The 14,781-nt window shown below is 41.3% G+C and carries 13 protein-coding genes and 2 pseudogenes; 8 read left to right on the top strand and 7 right to left on the bottom strand.

What is annotated here, in order from left to right; genetic code table 11:
* Positions 1-123 precede the first annotated feature (123 nt).
* Positions 124-2,088, bottom strand: a complete 1,965-nt coding sequence (locus tag CAL6303_RS14370) for an NACHT domain-containing protein (protein ID WP_015198528.1) — start codon at positions 2,086-2,088, stop codon at positions 124-126.
* 541 nt (positions 2,089-2,629) lie between these two features.
* Here CAL6303_RS14370 and crtD point away from each other — a divergent pair.
* The 5 genes from crtD to CAL6303_RS14345 all read left to right on the top strand — a co-directional run bounded on the left by crtD (position 2,630) and on the right by CAL6303_RS14345 (position 5,594).
* Positions 2,630-4,141: a C-3',4' desaturase CrtD gene (gene crtD, locus CAL6303_RS14365; RefSeq protein ID WP_015198527.1), complete on the top strand. Its 1,512-nt coding sequence runs from the start codon at positions 2,630-2,632 to the stop codon at positions 4,139-4,141.
* A gap of 76 nt (positions 4,142-4,217) precedes the next feature.
* The gene (locus tag CAL6303_RS14360; protein ID WP_015198526.1) at positions 4,218-4,448 is read left to right on the top strand and encodes a DUF2281 domain-containing protein; all 231 of its coding nucleotides are present in this window, start codon (positions 4,218-4,220) and stop codon (positions 4,446-4,448) included.
* Positions 4,445-4,729, top strand: coding sequence for a type II toxin-antitoxin system VapC family toxin (locus tag CAL6303_RS14355; RefSeq protein ID WP_203225928.1), 285 nt, complete (start codon positions 4,445-4,447; stop codon positions 4,727-4,729). The genes CAL6303_RS14360 and CAL6303_RS14355 overlap by 4 nt, the downstream gene beginning before the upstream one ends.
* 446 nt (positions 4,730-5,175) lie before the next feature.
* A complete protein-coding gene (locus tag CAL6303_RS14350; protein WP_203225927.1) occupies positions 5,176-5,325 on the top strand; it encodes a hypothetical protein in 150 nt (49 codons plus the stop codon).
* A gap of 50 nt (positions 5,326-5,375) precedes the next feature.
* Positions 5,376-5,594 (top strand): hypothetical protein, encoded by a 219-nt coding sequence (locus tag CAL6303_RS14345; RefSeq protein ID WP_015198525.1) that lies wholly within the window; start codon positions 5,376-5,378, stop codon positions 5,592-5,594.
* A 189-nt stretch (positions 5,595-5,783) separates the two neighbouring features.
* Here CAL6303_RS14345 and CAL6303_RS14340 read toward each other — a convergent pair whose 3' ends face one another.
* The 4 genes from CAL6303_RS14340 to CAL6303_RS28545 all read right to left on the bottom strand — a co-directional run bounded on the left by CAL6303_RS14340 (position 5,784) and on the right by CAL6303_RS28545 (position 11,189).
* On the bottom strand, positions 5,784-6,632 hold the full coding sequence (locus CAL6303_RS14340) for an SPFH domain-containing protein (RefSeq protein WP_015198524.1): 849 nt from the start codon (positions 6,630-6,632) through the stop codon (positions 5,784-5,786).
* Positions 6,633-6,889: 257 nt separating this feature from the next.
* Positions 6,890-8,536 carry an alpha/beta hydrolase gene (locus tag CAL6303_RS14335; RefSeq protein WP_015198523.1) on the bottom strand — a complete coding sequence of 549 codons (1,647 nt, stop codon included), beginning with the start codon at positions 8,534-8,536 and terminating at the stop codon, positions 6,890-6,892.
* 225 nt (positions 8,537-8,761) lie between these two features.
* Positions 8,762-10,204 (bottom strand): SLBB domain-containing protein, encoded by a 1,443-nt coding sequence (locus CAL6303_RS14330; protein WP_015198522.1) that lies wholly within the window; start codon positions 10,202-10,204, stop codon positions 8,762-8,764.
* A 304-nt stretch (positions 10,205-10,508) separates the two neighbouring features.
* A complete protein-coding gene (locus CAL6303_RS28545; protein ID WP_015198521.1) occupies positions 10,509-11,189 on the bottom strand; it encodes a hypothetical protein in 681 nt (226 codons plus the stop codon).
* Positions 11,190-11,568: 379 nt separating this feature from the next.
* On the opposite strand from CAL6303_RS28545, the pseudogene CAL6303_RS31475 reads away from it, so the two are divergent.
* Positions 11,569-11,706: pseudogene (locus CAL6303_RS31475) on the top strand (His/Gly/Thr/Pro-type tRNA ligase C-terminal domain-containing protein); the annotation flags it as partial.
* Positions 11,707-11,767: 61 nt separating this feature from the next.
* Here the strand turns inward: CAL6303_RS31475 and CAL6303_RS14315 are convergent.
* Entirely contained in the window at positions 11,768-12,736 is a 969-nt protein-coding gene (locus CAL6303_RS14315; protein ID WP_015198519.1) for an ABC transporter ATP-binding protein, read from the bottom strand.
* Positions 12,737-13,020: 284 nt separating this feature from the next.
* Between CAL6303_RS14315 and CAL6303_RS14310 the strand changes: the two genes are divergently transcribed.
* On the top strand, positions 13,021-13,674 hold the full coding sequence (locus CAL6303_RS14310; RefSeq protein ID WP_041739605.1) for a tetratricopeptide repeat protein: 654 nt from the start codon (positions 13,021-13,023) through the stop codon (positions 13,672-13,674).
* 216 nt (positions 13,675-13,890) lie between these two features.
* Here CAL6303_RS14310 and CAL6303_RS14305 read toward each other — a convergent pair whose 3' ends face one another.
* Positions 13,891-14,280, bottom strand: a complete 390-nt coding sequence (locus tag CAL6303_RS14305) for a pentapeptide repeat-containing protein (RefSeq protein ID WP_015198517.1) — start codon at positions 14,278-14,280, stop codon at positions 13,891-13,893.
* 116 nt (positions 14,281-14,396) lie between these two features.
* On the opposite strand from CAL6303_RS14305, the pseudogene CAL6303_RS14300 reads away from it, so the two are divergent.
* Positions 14,397-14,609 (top strand): annotated as a pseudogene (locus tag CAL6303_RS14300) (fasciclin domain-containing protein); the annotation flags it as partial.
* Positions 14,610-14,781: the final 172 nt, after the last annotated feature.

The following is a 14,781-nucleotide window of genomic DNA, read 5'->3' as shown; positions in this document are numbered from 1 at the left end:
TTTAAATTTGCGTGGTAGCCTAACACCGCGTGGGTGGTGAGAAACCGGGTTTCTCCACATTTAACAACGATTTTTCACTGCGACTGAATGAACGGGGTTTCTGGGGTTGCTAAATCAAGGTGATTAAACCCGCATATCGGCGAAGTGTTCCAGTAGTAAACGGTGGATAAAGCGATAACGTCCGCCTATTTGTTGGATAAAACGGCGTTCTGCTGCACGGCTGAGGAATTTGACATAGTTCCAGGGGATGTAGCGATTGTGCCAAAGTACCAAGCGAAGGGAAAAGTGTTGGATGCAGGCTATTCCACCACCAGAATAAAATGTTGAAAAGATTATCATGGCTTGGGATAAAGTTAGAAGTTTAGTTGCTTCCTTAGCTTCGACAAATTGGAGTAAAAATGGCTTTAACCAAATTTGTCCAACTAGAAAAATGAAGCTAAATATGAATGTGAGGATCACCATATTTTTAGCTGAGTTCCGAATGCCTTGATTGGGAGTTGATTTATTGACAATCTCACCTTGCAGCCCATAAATCATCTCATAAATCAGCCCATAAATCAGCCCTATAATCAGCCCCAAAATCCGCCCCAAAATCAGCCCTAAAATCAGCCAACCAAAGAAATTTGTAAACAATCTTTTGAGTGCAGAAAGTGTAAAGGAGAATTGAATGGCTTCAACTAATTTAATATCACTTTGCCCTATAATCAGCCCATAAATCAGCCCTATAATCAGCCCATAAATCAGTCCATAAATCAGCCCAAAAATCAGCCCAAAAATTAGCCCAAAAATTAGCCCAAAAATTAGCCCAAAAATTAGTCCAAAAATTAGCCCAAAAATCAATCTTTGCCTACGATTTTGCAACCAACTAGGCTGCATATTCTCAATCAAAAACTCCGTTTGTGTTCCTCGCAATCGCTGCGCTAAAAACACCAAAAAACGCATGATTTTTCTGCGTTCCGGTTCCCCTTTCACCACAGGCAACAACTCAAATCTCCGCTCAATATAAGCATCAAATAACTCTTCCTTTGTCTGGATTGCCCGTCCTTGATAGGCAACCACCATCATCGACAATAACAAAGGAGTCCTTGCCAACTCCAAAAAATCAGCATTATTTTGGATACTTTGCCACAAATCCCCGCGATTCAACTGATTTAAATAATCCTGAATTTGCCCATCTGCTAATTCCTGCAAACATACCGCACCATGCAGCGTTGAAAGTTGTTCCTCCCCAGCAATATATTCTTCCTCTCGACAGCAAACAACTAAATCCCGCGTTGCATCTTCCTGTAAATATTGATTAATTGCGTGAATACATTTTCGTTGTTTTTCTAACCCCAACTCATCCAACCCATCCAACAAGGGCAAAATCTCACCTCGTTGTAACCAAACCCGACTTATTCCTGGTGCAAGGTTATATTCCTGTTTGAGTTGCAGAACTAGCCAGTCTAAGATACTCACACTATCATCTCGCCAAGCCGAAAGTTCAAAAATCATTGGTATAGGTTCGCTGTCGTTTTGCTTGGCTTTATCGATTAATTCCTCAGCCAAATCCAACAAAGTCGTAGTTTTTCCCCCTCCCGGTTGCCCTAAAATCAACAAACGTCCGCTAATATCACCCCTTCGCAAGACATCCACCATCTTGTCGAGAACTTGGGGCTGACTGGTGGTATTGTTAACCGAGACTGTGTATAAGGTTTGCAGTGGGTTTCTACCAACTTGTTGGGGTTGTTCCTCTCGCATCAAATCCACCATCAACAGGTTATGGAGGGAATCATGCAAACGCTGTTTGACTTTGGTTGCTTCTGCTTCTAGCAACCGGGGACGAATTGTCGGATCAATATTTGCAGGTGCATCTTCTGGTTGCTGTTTTACTTGCTGGTAAGTAAACCCAATCAATAGTATTGCCAGAAAGATGAAAAGCGCGATCGCAATCTTGTGTTCAGCCTTAAAATTCTGTAAATCCTGTAATTTTTTAACTTCCAGTAAATCTTTGAGTTCTGGTAATTGATTACAAATATAACCAATGAGAAGGGTGGCAATCAGAGCACCAACAGTTAAAAATACTGGGTTTTTGAGCAACTTTTTCATGCAGGAGACTCAAGGGCGGGATTTACTTGAATGGATTAATACCATATTTATGTATTATTACGCTGTGATTTAGTCGTTTTTCGGGAATCAGCGATTTATTTATGCCCAAAACCCCAATACTCTTGAATTTAGGCTGCGAGAAACTTGGATGGTAATAGCTTAACCCTGTATAGGTAGAGAGAAACCGGGTTTCTGGGGTTTTGAATAACTGTAGTTTGATGACAAGATTGTGAGATTGCTTCCTTACGTCGCAATGACAATTCTGAGGTTGTTATACCAATTTGAAAAAACAATGGGACAGATAGATATTTGTAGAGACGTAGCAGTGCTACGTCTCTACCGTTGGATGTGTTGCAATCATTATTTGAATTGGTATTAGATGTGGGTGAAAACCTAGATGGTAGCAGATGAACTCTGTGTGGTTCCTTAGATCCCCGATTTCTTGGAGAAGTCGAGGATCTGGTGATCTGAATTTGCGAAAATCAAGTTAAATGTTAAATTATTAGAAGAAATATTAAAAATATTAAAGAAACTTAACATCATGTCAAACCATCAAGAGAGCAAAAACAAATCCCGCGTTGTTGTGGTTGGTGCTGGTATTGGTGGGTTGACTGCTGGTGCTTTACTAGCGCGTCGTGGCTATGATGTTTTAATTTTGGATCAGGCATTGGTACCGGGGGGTTGTGCTTCCACCTTTAAGCGTCAGGGTTTCACCTTTGATGTAGGTGCAACTCAGGTAGCTGGTTTGGAGGTTGGTGGAATTCATCAACGGATTTTTGCTGAGTTGGGAATCGAATTGCCGAAGGCAACTTATTGTGATCCAGCTTGTTCAGTATATTTACCAGGTGAAACAACTCCCATTAATGTTTGGCGTGACCCGAAAAAGTGGCAAGAGGAACGAATAAGACAGTTTCCCGGAAGTGAAGGTTTTTGGGGATTATTAAACAATTTATTTAAGGCTAGTTGGGAATTCCAGGGACGAGATCCGGTGTTGCCACCGCGCAATCTGTGGGATATTTGGCAATTAGGCAAAGCAATACGCCTCAGTACATTTATTACCGTTCCCTACACCTTATTTACGGTGGGTGATGCACTGCGTTTTTATGGTTTGGGAAATAATAAACGGTTGCGGACATTCCTAGATTTACAACTCAAGTTATATTCTCAGGTAAACGCCGATGAAACAGCCTTACTTTATGCGGCAACGGCTTTAGCTGTATCCCAAGCACCCCAGGGATTGTTCCATCTCCAAGGGAGTATGCAGGTATTAAGCGATCGCCTACTGGCTGGACTAACGCAAAATGGTGGTAAGTTGTTGATGCGTCATAGTGTGGAAGGCATCAAGGTACAGGGTAATCGTGCCTGTGCAGTGACAGTTAGGAACCAGAAAACTGGGGAAGTTTGGGAAGAAGCAGCAGATCATGTAGTTGCAAATGTCACAGTTCAGAATTTGGTGCAGCTGTTGGGAGATAAGGCACCAAAAGGATACAAGAAACGGGTGGAAAATCTGACATCCCCATCGGGTGCATTTGTTCTGTATCTGGGTGTGGATGAAAGTGCAATTCCCCCAGAATGTCCGCCACACCTGCAATTTTTGTATGATGAAAATGGCGTGATTGGGGAAAATAACTCCCTTTTTGTCTCTGTGAGTCATGCAGGTGATGGACGCGCACCCCAAGGTAAAGCCACAATTATCGCTTCATCCTTCGTCGATGCTGAACGTTGGTGGCAAACTGAAGATTATGAAACATTAAAACACCAATTCACCCAGGATGCGATCGCGCATTTAAATAAATTCTTCTATCTCAAGCCAGAAACCATCATCCATGTTGAAGCTGCAACACCTCGAACATTCTACCGATACACAGGTAGAGATAAAGGTATAGTTGGGGGAATTGGACAACGTATCCCCACCTTTGGACCTTTTGGTTTTGCCAATCGTACCCCAATCAAGGGTTTGTGGTTAGTTGGAGATTCCACCCATCCTGGTGAAGGAACTGCGGGTGTGAGTTATTCTGCATTGACTGTAGTCCGACAAATTGAAGTTAGTTGAGACGAAAAAAGCGAAAAAGAGTAATTGCAACAGTACGATAAAATGAAAAAATATTGAACCAGCAGGCAGTGCGACGATGACACCTAAAGAAGAACTGATTCAAGCAATTGAGCGATCGCCAGACGGGATTGTGCAAGAACTTTTAGGAGTGCTGAAAGCATTACAGGCTCAACAAGTTACAACAGAGATAGCAACCGAACCATTACAAAAACGTCATCCTGCTAAAGCTGGTAGCGCGAAAGGGAGAGTCTGGATATCAGATGACTTTGATGAACCCCTTGAGGATTTCAAGGAATATATGGAATGAGATTTTTGCTCGATACTCACACATTTATTTGGTTTGTCACTGATAGTCCACAACTTAGCGCTACTGCAAAAGCACTGATTGAAGACGAATACAATGAGAAATGGTTAAGTGTTGCCAGCATTTGGGAAATGGCAATTAAATCTAGTGTTGGCAAATTAACCTTCGATTTACCGCTTCAAACTTTTGTCGAACAGCAGATGGAGCAAAATAAGTACATGAGCAGAAATATTTACAGTCATTGCGAGCGAAATGAAATGGGTGCGGCTCTTCTCATGATATGATTTTAGCTCTGCTATAAAGCCTAAAATCCATACAGCATAAGAATTTTAAGTTTTAGACATTCCAAAAATAGACTCCCTTAAAGTTCAAAAACAAAATCACATCTTTTTTGTATTATCGTATTACATTCGGAAATGGGGTTTTTGTGTTTGATTTTTTGCCATCGCTTAATTATAGGCTTTTAGCTTAGAAAACGAACATCTAGATATAGATTGGGTTAGAAGCGTGTAATACGAATATAATACCCGTATTGTGAGAAGAGCCACACCCAAATGAAATGTAGCGAAGCAATCCCAAACCCTTGCGATTGCTTCATTCCGCTGAGTCGCAAAGCGACACGCTGCGCGAACGCTCCATAAAGCCCTTCAGGCATGGCTTCGCTTAACGCAATGACGTTTGTGTAATTAATTCTGTTTGCCTACTTAGTATCCACTTATTGAGTATTGAAATGCCACATCTGGCAATTGTTGCCACCCTACCATTGCATCATCGTGATCCATTTGATCGCTTGTTGATTTCACAGTCAATCGCACTGAAAATTCCCATCATTAGTGCTGATGTTGCGTTTGATGCCTATGTAATTCATCGATCATGGTGAGGCTATGTCAGAATTAATCCTGCTATTATCAAAAATAAACTCGATTAATTATGTCAATTTCCCGGAGCGAAGCCAAGCAACTATTAGAGCGAATTATCTTTGACAAGGAACGTCCCCAAGATTGGGTGAACGACGTTTGGGGAATGAGTCCAACTTTGGGGGAAAATGCGGCAAAACTTTGGGAAGTTTTTGAAGCGTTGCTAGAGTGTTGTTCGGAAGATAAGTTAGAGAGTCTGTTGCAAAGTTTTTATCAGGATTACTTAGAATAGTGACTTCCAGAGAATAAAATATCCTGGGGTGGATGGATGCCCCAGGAAAGGTTCCTTGAGAAAAGGCAAGGTTCCACGAATAAATTTGTTGGCTCATTGATCAGATTGCTTTCCATACAGGGGAAAAGAAGTTTTCGCAATTTTTCTTTTCCCCCTTGCATTCCTGTTTGATTTTGTGATGAATATTAGTTATGCGGTGGCAGAACCATTTTCTGGAGAATTAGTGATCTCATTGCTCACAGCCTCTCCTAACATTTGGCTAACTGCATCATTTGATACACCTGGGTTAAGGAAAACAATTTTGGCATTGTTGCTAGAACCAAGTTTCTGACTTGCATCCACTTGTTCCTGTGCAATTAGATACTTTAAAATTTCCTTACTCTCAGGGTTTGCACGCAAAGCTTCCGAAAGAATCTGCATTGATACTTTAGTGGCTTGCGCTCGTTTGACAGCAGCTTCCTGTTCGCCTTCAGCAGCGGTAATAGCAGCACGTTTTCTAATTACGGCAGCCTGTTGATCTGCCATAGATTTTTGCACAGTTTCCGGTGGTGTAATGCTTTGGATATCGACTCTAATAATTTCAACTCCCCAATCAGAAGCAGTTTCATTTAATACTCGTAACAGAGTTTGATTCATTTCACTGCGGGATGCAATCGTTTGTTCTAGAGTCCTATCTGCCAAGTTAGCGCGAAGTTCTACTGTTGCCAAATTAGCTAATGCAACTTGGATGTCATCAATTTTGTAGAAACTCTTTACCATATCAGTGATGCGCCAATTGACAACACCATCCACTTCCAGATAGACATTATCTGCGGTAATAACTTTTTGTGGCTTGATATCTAAAATTTGTTCCCTAGTTGTATCTTCCATGACAATGGTGTCGAAGATGGGAACAATGAGGTGTAACCCTGGACCGAGTTTTTTGCGGTAACGCCCCAAGCGCTCAACCAGTGCCTCGTTACCTTCATTAATGAGTTTGGTAGACCCTAAACCATAACCTATAAGTAATAGGACTATAGCAATAATTGACGACTCCATGTAGGCTCCTAAGATTAGCTTTTTACGGGGTATTGTAAGTTATGGCACAACATTTAAACTATGTCTTGCTTGATAAAAAGTGAATTCGCTGCTGGCGAAGCTTTAGCTATTGCCAATAATACAAGTAATAAAATATAGCAAAGATTAAACGCTATTAAACCACCATGACTGTAATAGTTGCAACCACCACCAGCAAAAATCTTGGTAAACGGAGGATGGGAACAGGGGGCAGGGACAGGTAAGACTAATGTTTATTCTTATTTACTGTTATTTGTATATTCAACAACAGATTTTAAAGTTGGGGACAATTCAGCAACCAAACGTAAAGGTATCTCAGTGGTGGATAGCGATCGCGTGTAGGTTGAAGAGATGAATGGTTGGTAGGTTTTGGCTTCGGGGGTTTGTTGTTTAATGAAGGCTAAACTGATACCACGAACCATTTGACGTAGGGATTCTGTTTCGGAGCCACGTTTTTCCCGCACTAGGGTTGTGGCTTCGCTCAGGGGGTAACTAGGGTCACTGATACTGAGATGGGTACCACCAACGGCTGTAACTAAGTATTTGGTGCCACGAAGTTGGGAAAATGGGGCAATTTGGTGTTTAAGTGCGGGGGTAAGGGCATCTTCGGTACCTGTTAAAATTAATACAGGTTGAGAAACCTTAGTTAAACCTTTGTTCCCAAACAATTTACCCACTAGAGGGTTGAGTGCGATCGCGCTTTTGATCCGTTTATCTTGGAGTTGAATCTTTTTGTTAGTTAGATTAGCTGCCGAACATTGTAACCAATCACCAGGGGCAGCAGTAATGCCCAACGATTTTTTACAGAAATCCCGCACGCTATTAATATCAATTTCCCCACCCACCAAGGCTAAAGCCGTATAACCACCTAAAGAATGACCAATGATTGATACATTCCCCGTATTAAATTTCCCTTGTAGTTGCCCAGCTTGAGAATTCAGCTTACTTAATTCATCCAACAAAAAACTCACATCTTGAGGACGGTTAATAAACTCATCTGCTGGTAACAACTTAGCTAAATCACTAGTATTTGCCGCTGCACTATTAACAGCCACACCATTGCTACCAGGATGCTCAATAGCCGCCACCGTCACCCCGTGGGAAGCCAAATGTTTTCCCAGGTAACTCAAAAAACGGCGATTTGCCCCAAACCCATGGGAAATAACCACCAACGGATTTTGAGAGGGATTTTGGCTCCAATATATATCTACAGGAATTTTACGTTTGCGTTTTTGATCTGTAAATGTCAGAGTCCTTTGTTCAACTACTTCTTTCCCTACATCCGCCGGATTAAAATTCGGTAAACGAATAGTGGTTTTATCTTCCAAATCTTCCGCCAACAAAACCCCTACAGCTTGGCTTTCCAAATTAGCAGGGTTCAAATCCATCGCCAAAGTTGCTGCTTGTGTCGCATCCAGTGTCACATTTTCCCCTGGATAAGCACGGAGGAAACCCAACACAGTTAAGCCGTTTACCTGTCTAACTGTCAAATTCAATGTTGTTTGCAGGGTTTCCTTGGTGCTTCCAGGAATAACCACACCCAAGGATGAAATTACCTGCTTTCCTTGGGGAGTTTTCGCAAATTCGTTAATAAAATTATCGGCAAATCCTGGATTTACCTTCACCTTTTGATTCAACACGTCTCTAACTTCAGGAGTCAGCAACGGAGTAAAAACCTGTAGTTGCGGTGACAACTTTCCTGTCTTGGCAAACTTTTCTAAATCTCCAATATCCACAGTTTGCCGAAATGGACCAAACTGAATTGTCACCTTTTGTGCTGCCATTACAGCGGGTGCTGTGACAACTGTCCCCAATAACAGACCTAAACCACACAATAAGCTGGGAAAGAAACTTGATTGCCGTTTTTTGGGAATAGGTAATTGCATCACGATTCAGGGGGTGTAAGGGTATAACTAACAAACAGACCCCTGAGCCATAAATATGTTCCAAATGTTCCTAAAAATCAGCCTAATGATTCAAAGTCCCGAATCGCTTGCGAAAGTTCGGGACTGAATTTCTCAGAAATTATTTAACTACTATTTTGGCGTAAGCCTCCCAACATCATGTTAATCGTTGAGATGCTATTACCTGGGATATTTTGGCTCCTTGGATTAGAACCCAAATAAAGCTCTAAAAATACCCAAAACACCACCAATAGGATTAATAATCGTACCAATGCTGTCACCTGTCTTGGTAGCACCGTTACGGCTGACAATAATTACATCATTGTTGCGAAGAATGGGGTTAGTTTGTTCGTTAATCCCAGATGCTAAGTCAATCTTCACCACACGCTTAGTTACAGAACCATCGGGGTTAAGACGTACCAAATCTACAGCACCGCGACTCGCACGAGCATCATTAAAGCCACCTGCTGCTAGCAATGCTTGGTTGAGTGAACTGTTGGGAATAATATCCACAGGTCCTGGACGTTTTACCTCACCAACTACACCAACTTGAATTCTGCTAGGGGATAAAGTTGTGGTTGCTAGTTGTGTTGCCTCTGCTCGGTTGATTTCCGTACCTGTGGCAATAAAAATTGTATCTCCATCTTGGACAATTTGATCTTGGTCAATGTCACCTTGGAGTAACTGCATCAAGTTGACTGTGAGGCTTTGAGGATCGCCTGTACGGGTGAGACGGCGAATTGTCACATTCCGAAGATCCGCTTGAGGTGTGATGCCTCCAGCTTGTTGAATTGCTCTGGTAATTGTAGGCAAACCAGCAATTCCCTGTCCTCCTGTTTGACCTGGGGCATTTGTATCTGTAGTGCCACTAGTTACCAAGTATGAACCAGGACGATTGACTTCACCAATAATTGCCACAGTGCGGGGACGGCTAATATCGGCTGCAAAACTAGCTGCTGATAGATTACGAACATCAGCCAAATTGATGCTAGTGGCTCGATTGACGACAATTCTGTCACCATCACGTAAAGTAATATCTTGGGTGGTTTGACCTGTGCGGATTAATTCTTTGAGGTTGAGGACAACACGTTGCTCGCCAGTATTGCCAATCTTCCGAAAAACCTCTACCTGTGAGACATCTGCGCTTAAAGTGGTACCCTGAGCAGTAGTTAGGGCAGATAAGATTGTGGGATACTGGACACCAGGGTCTTGACCAGCACCGCCTTGTAAGCTCAAACTATAGGAACCTGGGCGGGTCACTTCACCAGCTACAAAGATGTTGATTGGTCGTGGTGATAGGAGATTAACTGAGATGATGGGACGCTTGAGAAAACGTTCATATTTTTTTCTGATTAGCTCGGCTGCATCCTCTGTAGTGATTCCCAGGAGCGATATACTACCAATTAAAGGCAGGTTGATGGCTCCGCCTGGTGGAATTTGGTACTCACCTGTATAATCGGGTACTTCAAAGACATTGACTTTGATGCGATCGCCACCGCCTAGTGTATAGTTTGTATCGAGTTGTCCCGATATAACTGCTGGTCTTTGTTGGGCAAAGCTAGCAGGGGGCAAAGCTGTAATGACGCTAACTAACAGCATCGCGCCTACAATCGGTTGACTCAGGAATCCTCTAGATTTCACACTAAGCATATATACTAAACACCACAATAAGTATTTTCTTGATCAAACATTGTAACCTTGACTGTACGTAAGTACTCAAGTTCCCCATAGCCTATCAATTATCATCTTCCCAAACAATCATCACAATCAGGAGTTATATTATTAACGAATTTTGAATTTTTAGTAAAGCTCATTTAAAGATTAAGCTGTAATTATTGGTAGATATACACAATCTGTATCTGCAAAGATTAGCACACTTTGTAGCTTTGTTATATATCAATACTTTGAAGTATCTTTTAACGTAATCGAACAGAGCCTACACTCATAGGGTTATTTATTGTGCATCTACATTCATTACAGTAAACTTTGCCCTTGCCGATGTCGTATTATCACCAAGAAAAATTAAGTTGGGAGTGCCATAAGGATTTGGGTATCCTGGAGGAGGTGTAAACCGAGTGTATTGTCGCAAATTACCTTGAAGAATAGGGTTTTTCATATTACCATCAACAAACAACTTATAACCTTTATTATTAACAAATAATTTATATGTTTGTACTCTGGTTTTCGTGTCAAAGTTTACATTTTCTCCACGAGTAAAGCCAACATTTTGTGACCAAATACTGTTTTCCCAAAATCCCAATTCAATCCCGTAGGGTCGGCTTTCTCCAGGCAACTGATTGCTCATCACAATCATGCTCAAACCAGCACGATCATTAAGAATGTGAGTTTCAGAATTAACCTGTAATTTAAATGTAATTGTGTAACCAAAACTACGATTTAGGGTGACTGTAGATTTTCGGAAATATCCAGCATAGTTGTTATTACTACCACTGTCCAAAATCGTACTGCCAACTATACGCTTTTCTACAGGTGCACTGCCAAAAGTAGTCCTTAAATACGTCCATCCCTGCTGACTGGGAAACGATAGACCATTATACAGCGTCACAGCAGCCGCAGAATTAACTCCAATGAGCAATCCTAAACCAGTGGTAACAGCAGCAAGAGGCGTTTTCATCTTGAGAAAATTCATCATAAAGGTTAAGAATGTGAAGGTTTAAAGTGGATGCAGCCTGAGCCATCGGATTTCTGAAAAAATAGGTTCAATCAAATTTATACAAAGCTTAACAGTATATCTATGTATGTTTTGATAAGAAATTATAAAGTTATTTGGAATGCTCAATTGGCGGTAGATATCCACCGGCAGGGAAAAGGCAGCCCCTTGGTGTGGGATGCTGCCCTTCGTACCCTCCAAGTAGTAAATATTGCAGGTCTCAGGGCGATTCTCGTTGATACTATCTCTCAAGAGGGGAAACAATTTTACTCTTTCCCCTATTTACCTCATGATCCTGATGATAGCGATCGCATATGCATTAGAAGCCATAAGATCCAGTTAGAAAGGAATTAAACTTTGTGTAATTATTGGTTCTGAGGAAGCACCAGTAAACAAAGCGATGCTAAAAGACTTAAAAAGTAGAGAACAGGTAGAAGTTTTAATCGATGATTTAGCAGGGGAAATCCAAAGTATATTGTAGAATTTAGACCATTATTTTTGAGTACAGAGTTTTGATGTTCTGTACTCAATTTGACATAGGTTCAGTTACCTTGAACTTGTTGAATAAAGAACTCTTCGAGGGAAGGACGTAACAATTTCATTGTGAGTAAGGTGGCAGCCATTAACCGCAGACTTGCGATAAAATCGTAATAATCTCCTTGTAGTTCACCGTACCAACAACCGTTCAGGTCAAACGCCAGATTTGGTATCCATTTTTTCAACACATCCCAGTCACCACCTTGACCCTTTACGTGGTATGTATCACTTGTACCCAGTAATTCCTCTAATGAACCAGCACAAATCAACTCACCATGGCTAAGAATTGCAACGCGATCGCATATCTGTTCCACCTCGCTTAAAATATGACTATTAAAGAAAATCGTCTTGCCTTCAGCTTTTAATTTCAAAATAATTTCCCGCATTTGATAACGTCCCACCGGATCAAGTCCAGACATCGGTTCATCTAAAAAGATCAATTCCGGGTCATTTATCAAAGCTTGTGCCATTCCTACCCGCTGTAGCATTCCCTTAGAGTAGCGACGCATTTGTTTTTTGCGCGCATCCACTAAAGATAATCCCACTAATTCCAATAGTTCTGGAATCCTCTGACGTTGAACTTTAGCAGGAATTTGGAACAACCCCGCAACTAGTTGGAGAAACTCCCAAGCAGTGAGATATTCATACAAATAGGTGTTTTCGGGTAAGTAACCAATGCGCTGCTTCACAACCCCATCACCCAGAGGTTTACCCAGCAGCAATCCTCGTCCAGAAGTTGGACGAATGATTCCCAGCAATAATTTTAACAGCGTTGTCTTTCCTGCTCCATTGGGACCTAGTAAACCAAAGGTTTCCCCTTTGTAAACTTTTAATGAGCAGTTTTTGAGTGATGCAACCTTTTGATTCAGGAAAAAGCCAGTTTGATAGACTTTTCGTAATTCCGAAGTCAGTACCACTGGTGGGTTTTCTGTAGTATTCAATTCAGGATTCGGTACGTCTGCAACAGACTTCATTTTAATTCTAAGTGTGTTTTTGGCAACATCAAAAGATCAATTTAATTCCAAGGTACCCATTTATGGCAACAGAATATCAAAAATTTGCAGGAAACGGGATACCACCGAAGTCCCAAAATATTTCCCTTGTTGTTGACAAAAGGAACCGACATAGGCTGAAATCACGTCGAAAAGTAGGAAAATAGTTATGTGTTAAAGGGGGAACTGTTGAGAAGCAACTCTAAAAAACGCCCATTTCCTGTTTTTCATTCCCTTCTTCCATGAACCCATTAATATTCGGTAATATGAAGTTCAAACAATCTTTCAAACTCAATATTTCCAACAAGCCTTTGGGTTACTTCACCCTGGGGACATTGATAACTGTAGCTACATCCTTTTACAGTTTGGTGGTGGTACCTCAAGCTCAAGCTAGACAACTAGTAGCGATATTATCAGAGCAGGAAAAAGCAGAACGCGCACAGTTGATTCAGACTGCCAACTCCCAGATGGGAGAGGGAAAATTTGCTGCTGCGGAGACTAGTTTACGGGAATTGCTGAAAAAGTTTCCCCGTGATGCCTTTGGCTATTATCAGTTGGGAAATGTCCTAGCAAGGCAAAATCGAAGTGAAGATGCGATCGCTCAATACCAACAAGCCTTAAAATACAATCCTCGCTATGCGGTGGCTTATAATGCCATTGGTTTGACCTACGGCAGTTTATCACAATGGGATGAAGCTGCTAGTCAGTTTCGCAAAGCTTTAGAGATTAATCCTAACTATGGGGATGCCATGTATAATTTAGGACAAGTCCTGTGGCAAGGGAATTATCGAGAAGATGCGATCGCTTCTTTTGAAAAAGCCTTAAAAATCTTTAAAGCTGAAAAACGCGATGAAAAAGTTCGTCGCATCGAAAAAACTATAGAGCAACTTAAAAAAGGTGATGATCCTGGAATAAGCTGATGTGCAGCTAAATTGTATAAATGGAAAACATAGAGTTATTGTAGTGCGGGCAGCGTTTGATGGTTCCTGAGCCTGTCGGAACGAAGTGTACCGGAGGTAAGGACTGAGCGCTGCCTATCCCACAATATTGGATCATTTTTTTGTGGAGTTCTCTTATAGAGACGTAGCTTGGTAGCTGTAGCATGTCACGTCTCTCCATATTTTCTTGGTTATGGTTTATCGTTCTTGAATTTGCAATCCTACTTCTACTGGATCAAAATCTTTAGGAAAATGGGTATTGCGATCGCAATCTGCTTTTTCCAGTTTTGCTCCCTTAAGATTAGCTTGACCCAGACTAACCGAAAATAATAAAGATCCTCTAAGATCCGCATCTTGCAAATTGGCTTGACTAAGATTGGCAAAGCTCAAGTCACAGCCTCTGAGATTAGCACCATTTAAATTGGCTTCGCTCAAATCAGCATAGCTAAAATCAGAGCCTTTAAGATCAGCACCTTGCAAATCAGCGTCACCCAAGTTTGCTCCGCTAAAATTACGCTTCCCTTGTGCATAGCTCTGGATGAGGGTTGCAGCAGTGTAAGTAATCTGTTGAGAATTTGTTTCAGACATAGAACCACCTTAGAGTTTCATGATTACTGTAGTCGAAACTCATTAACGATGGTCTCCACCACACATTAATCATAAGACTGCTGATGCACAAATTAGCCAACATTAAAAAATAAGTAATGAGTAATATCCTTACATATCATGTCATTTCAGGTAAAGTCATGGCGGCTGATGTTTTAAAACTGAAATCAGCTAAGACAGTTGAAGGTTCAGAAGTGAAGATTGATGCTTCAAGAGGCGTTAAAATAGATGATTCCACCGTTACATCACCTGATGTTGCTGCTGATAATGGTGTAATTCACGTCATTGATACAGTTTTGATTCCTGCATAATTAAATGCATAGATAGAAAGCTGAGGGCAGTAACTTTGGGTACTTACTGCCCTTATCCTGTGTTTTGATGCTGCCATATTGTAAACATATCGGCAGCTATAATACCAATTGAAATAATGATTGCAACACATGCAACGGTAGAGACGTAGCACTGCTACGTCTCTACAAATAT

The organism is Calothrix sp. PCC 6303, from assembly GCF_000317435.1.
In the GTDB taxonomy this organism is placed as follows: Bacteria; Cyanobacteriota; Cyanobacteriia; order Cyanobacteriales; family Nostocaceae; genus PCC-6303.
Note: the sequence above shows the minus strand (reverse complement) of the source record. Positions and strands in the feature narration are given on the sequence as shown.

What these genes read in the sequence shown, in the direction of transcription:
- CAL6303_RS14370 (WP_015198528.1), bottom strand. Translation starts at nt 2,088, where the DNA reads ATGAAAAAGTTGCTCAAAAACCCAGTATTTTTAACTGTTGGTGCTCTG.
- crtD (WP_015198527.1), top strand. Translation starts at nt 2,630, where the DNA reads ATGTCAAACCATCAAGAGAGCAAAAACAAATCCCGCGTTGTTGTGGTT.
- CAL6303_RS14360 (WP_015198526.1), top strand. Translation starts at nt 4,218, where the DNA reads ATGACACCTAAAGAAGAACTGATTCAAGCAATTGAGCGATCGCCAGAC.
- CAL6303_RS14355 (WP_203225928.1), top strand. Translation starts at nt 4,445, where the DNA reads ATGAGATTTTTGCTCGATACTCACACATTTATTTGGTTTGTCACTGAT.
- CAL6303_RS14350 (WP_203225927.1), top strand. Translation starts at nt 5,176, where the DNA reads ATGCCACATCTGGCAATTGTTGCCACCCTACCATTGCATCATCGTGAT.
- CAL6303_RS14345 (WP_015198525.1), top strand. Translation starts at nt 5,376, where the DNA reads ATGTCAATTTCCCGGAGCGAAGCCAAGCAACTATTAGAGCGAATTATC.
- CAL6303_RS14340 (WP_015198524.1), bottom strand. Translation starts at nt 6,632, where the DNA reads ATGGAGTCGTCAATTATTGCTATAGTCCTATTACTTATAGGTTATGGT.
- CAL6303_RS14335 (WP_015198523.1), bottom strand. Translation starts at nt 8,536, where the DNA reads ATGCAATTACCTATTCCCAAAAAACGGCAATCAAGTTTCTTTCCCAGC.
- CAL6303_RS14330 (WP_015198522.1), bottom strand. Translation starts at nt 10,204, where the DNA reads ATGCTTAGTGTGAAATCTAGAGGATTCCTGAGTCAACCGATTGTAGGC.
- CAL6303_RS28545 (WP_015198521.1), bottom strand. Translation starts at nt 11,189, where the DNA reads ATGAAAACGCCTCTTGCTGCTGTTACCACTGGTTTAGGATTGCTCATT.
- CAL6303_RS14315 (WP_015198519.1), bottom strand. Translation starts at nt 12,736, where the DNA reads ATGAAGTCTGTTGCAGACGTACCGAATCCTGAATTGAATACTACAGAA.
- CAL6303_RS14310 (WP_041739605.1), top strand. Translation starts at nt 13,021, where the DNA reads ATGAAGTTCAAACAATCTTTCAAACTCAATATTTCCAACAAGCCTTTG.
- CAL6303_RS14305 (WP_015198517.1), bottom strand. Translation starts at nt 14,280, where the DNA reads ATGTCTGAAACAAATTCTCAACAGATTACTTACACTGCTGCAACCCTC.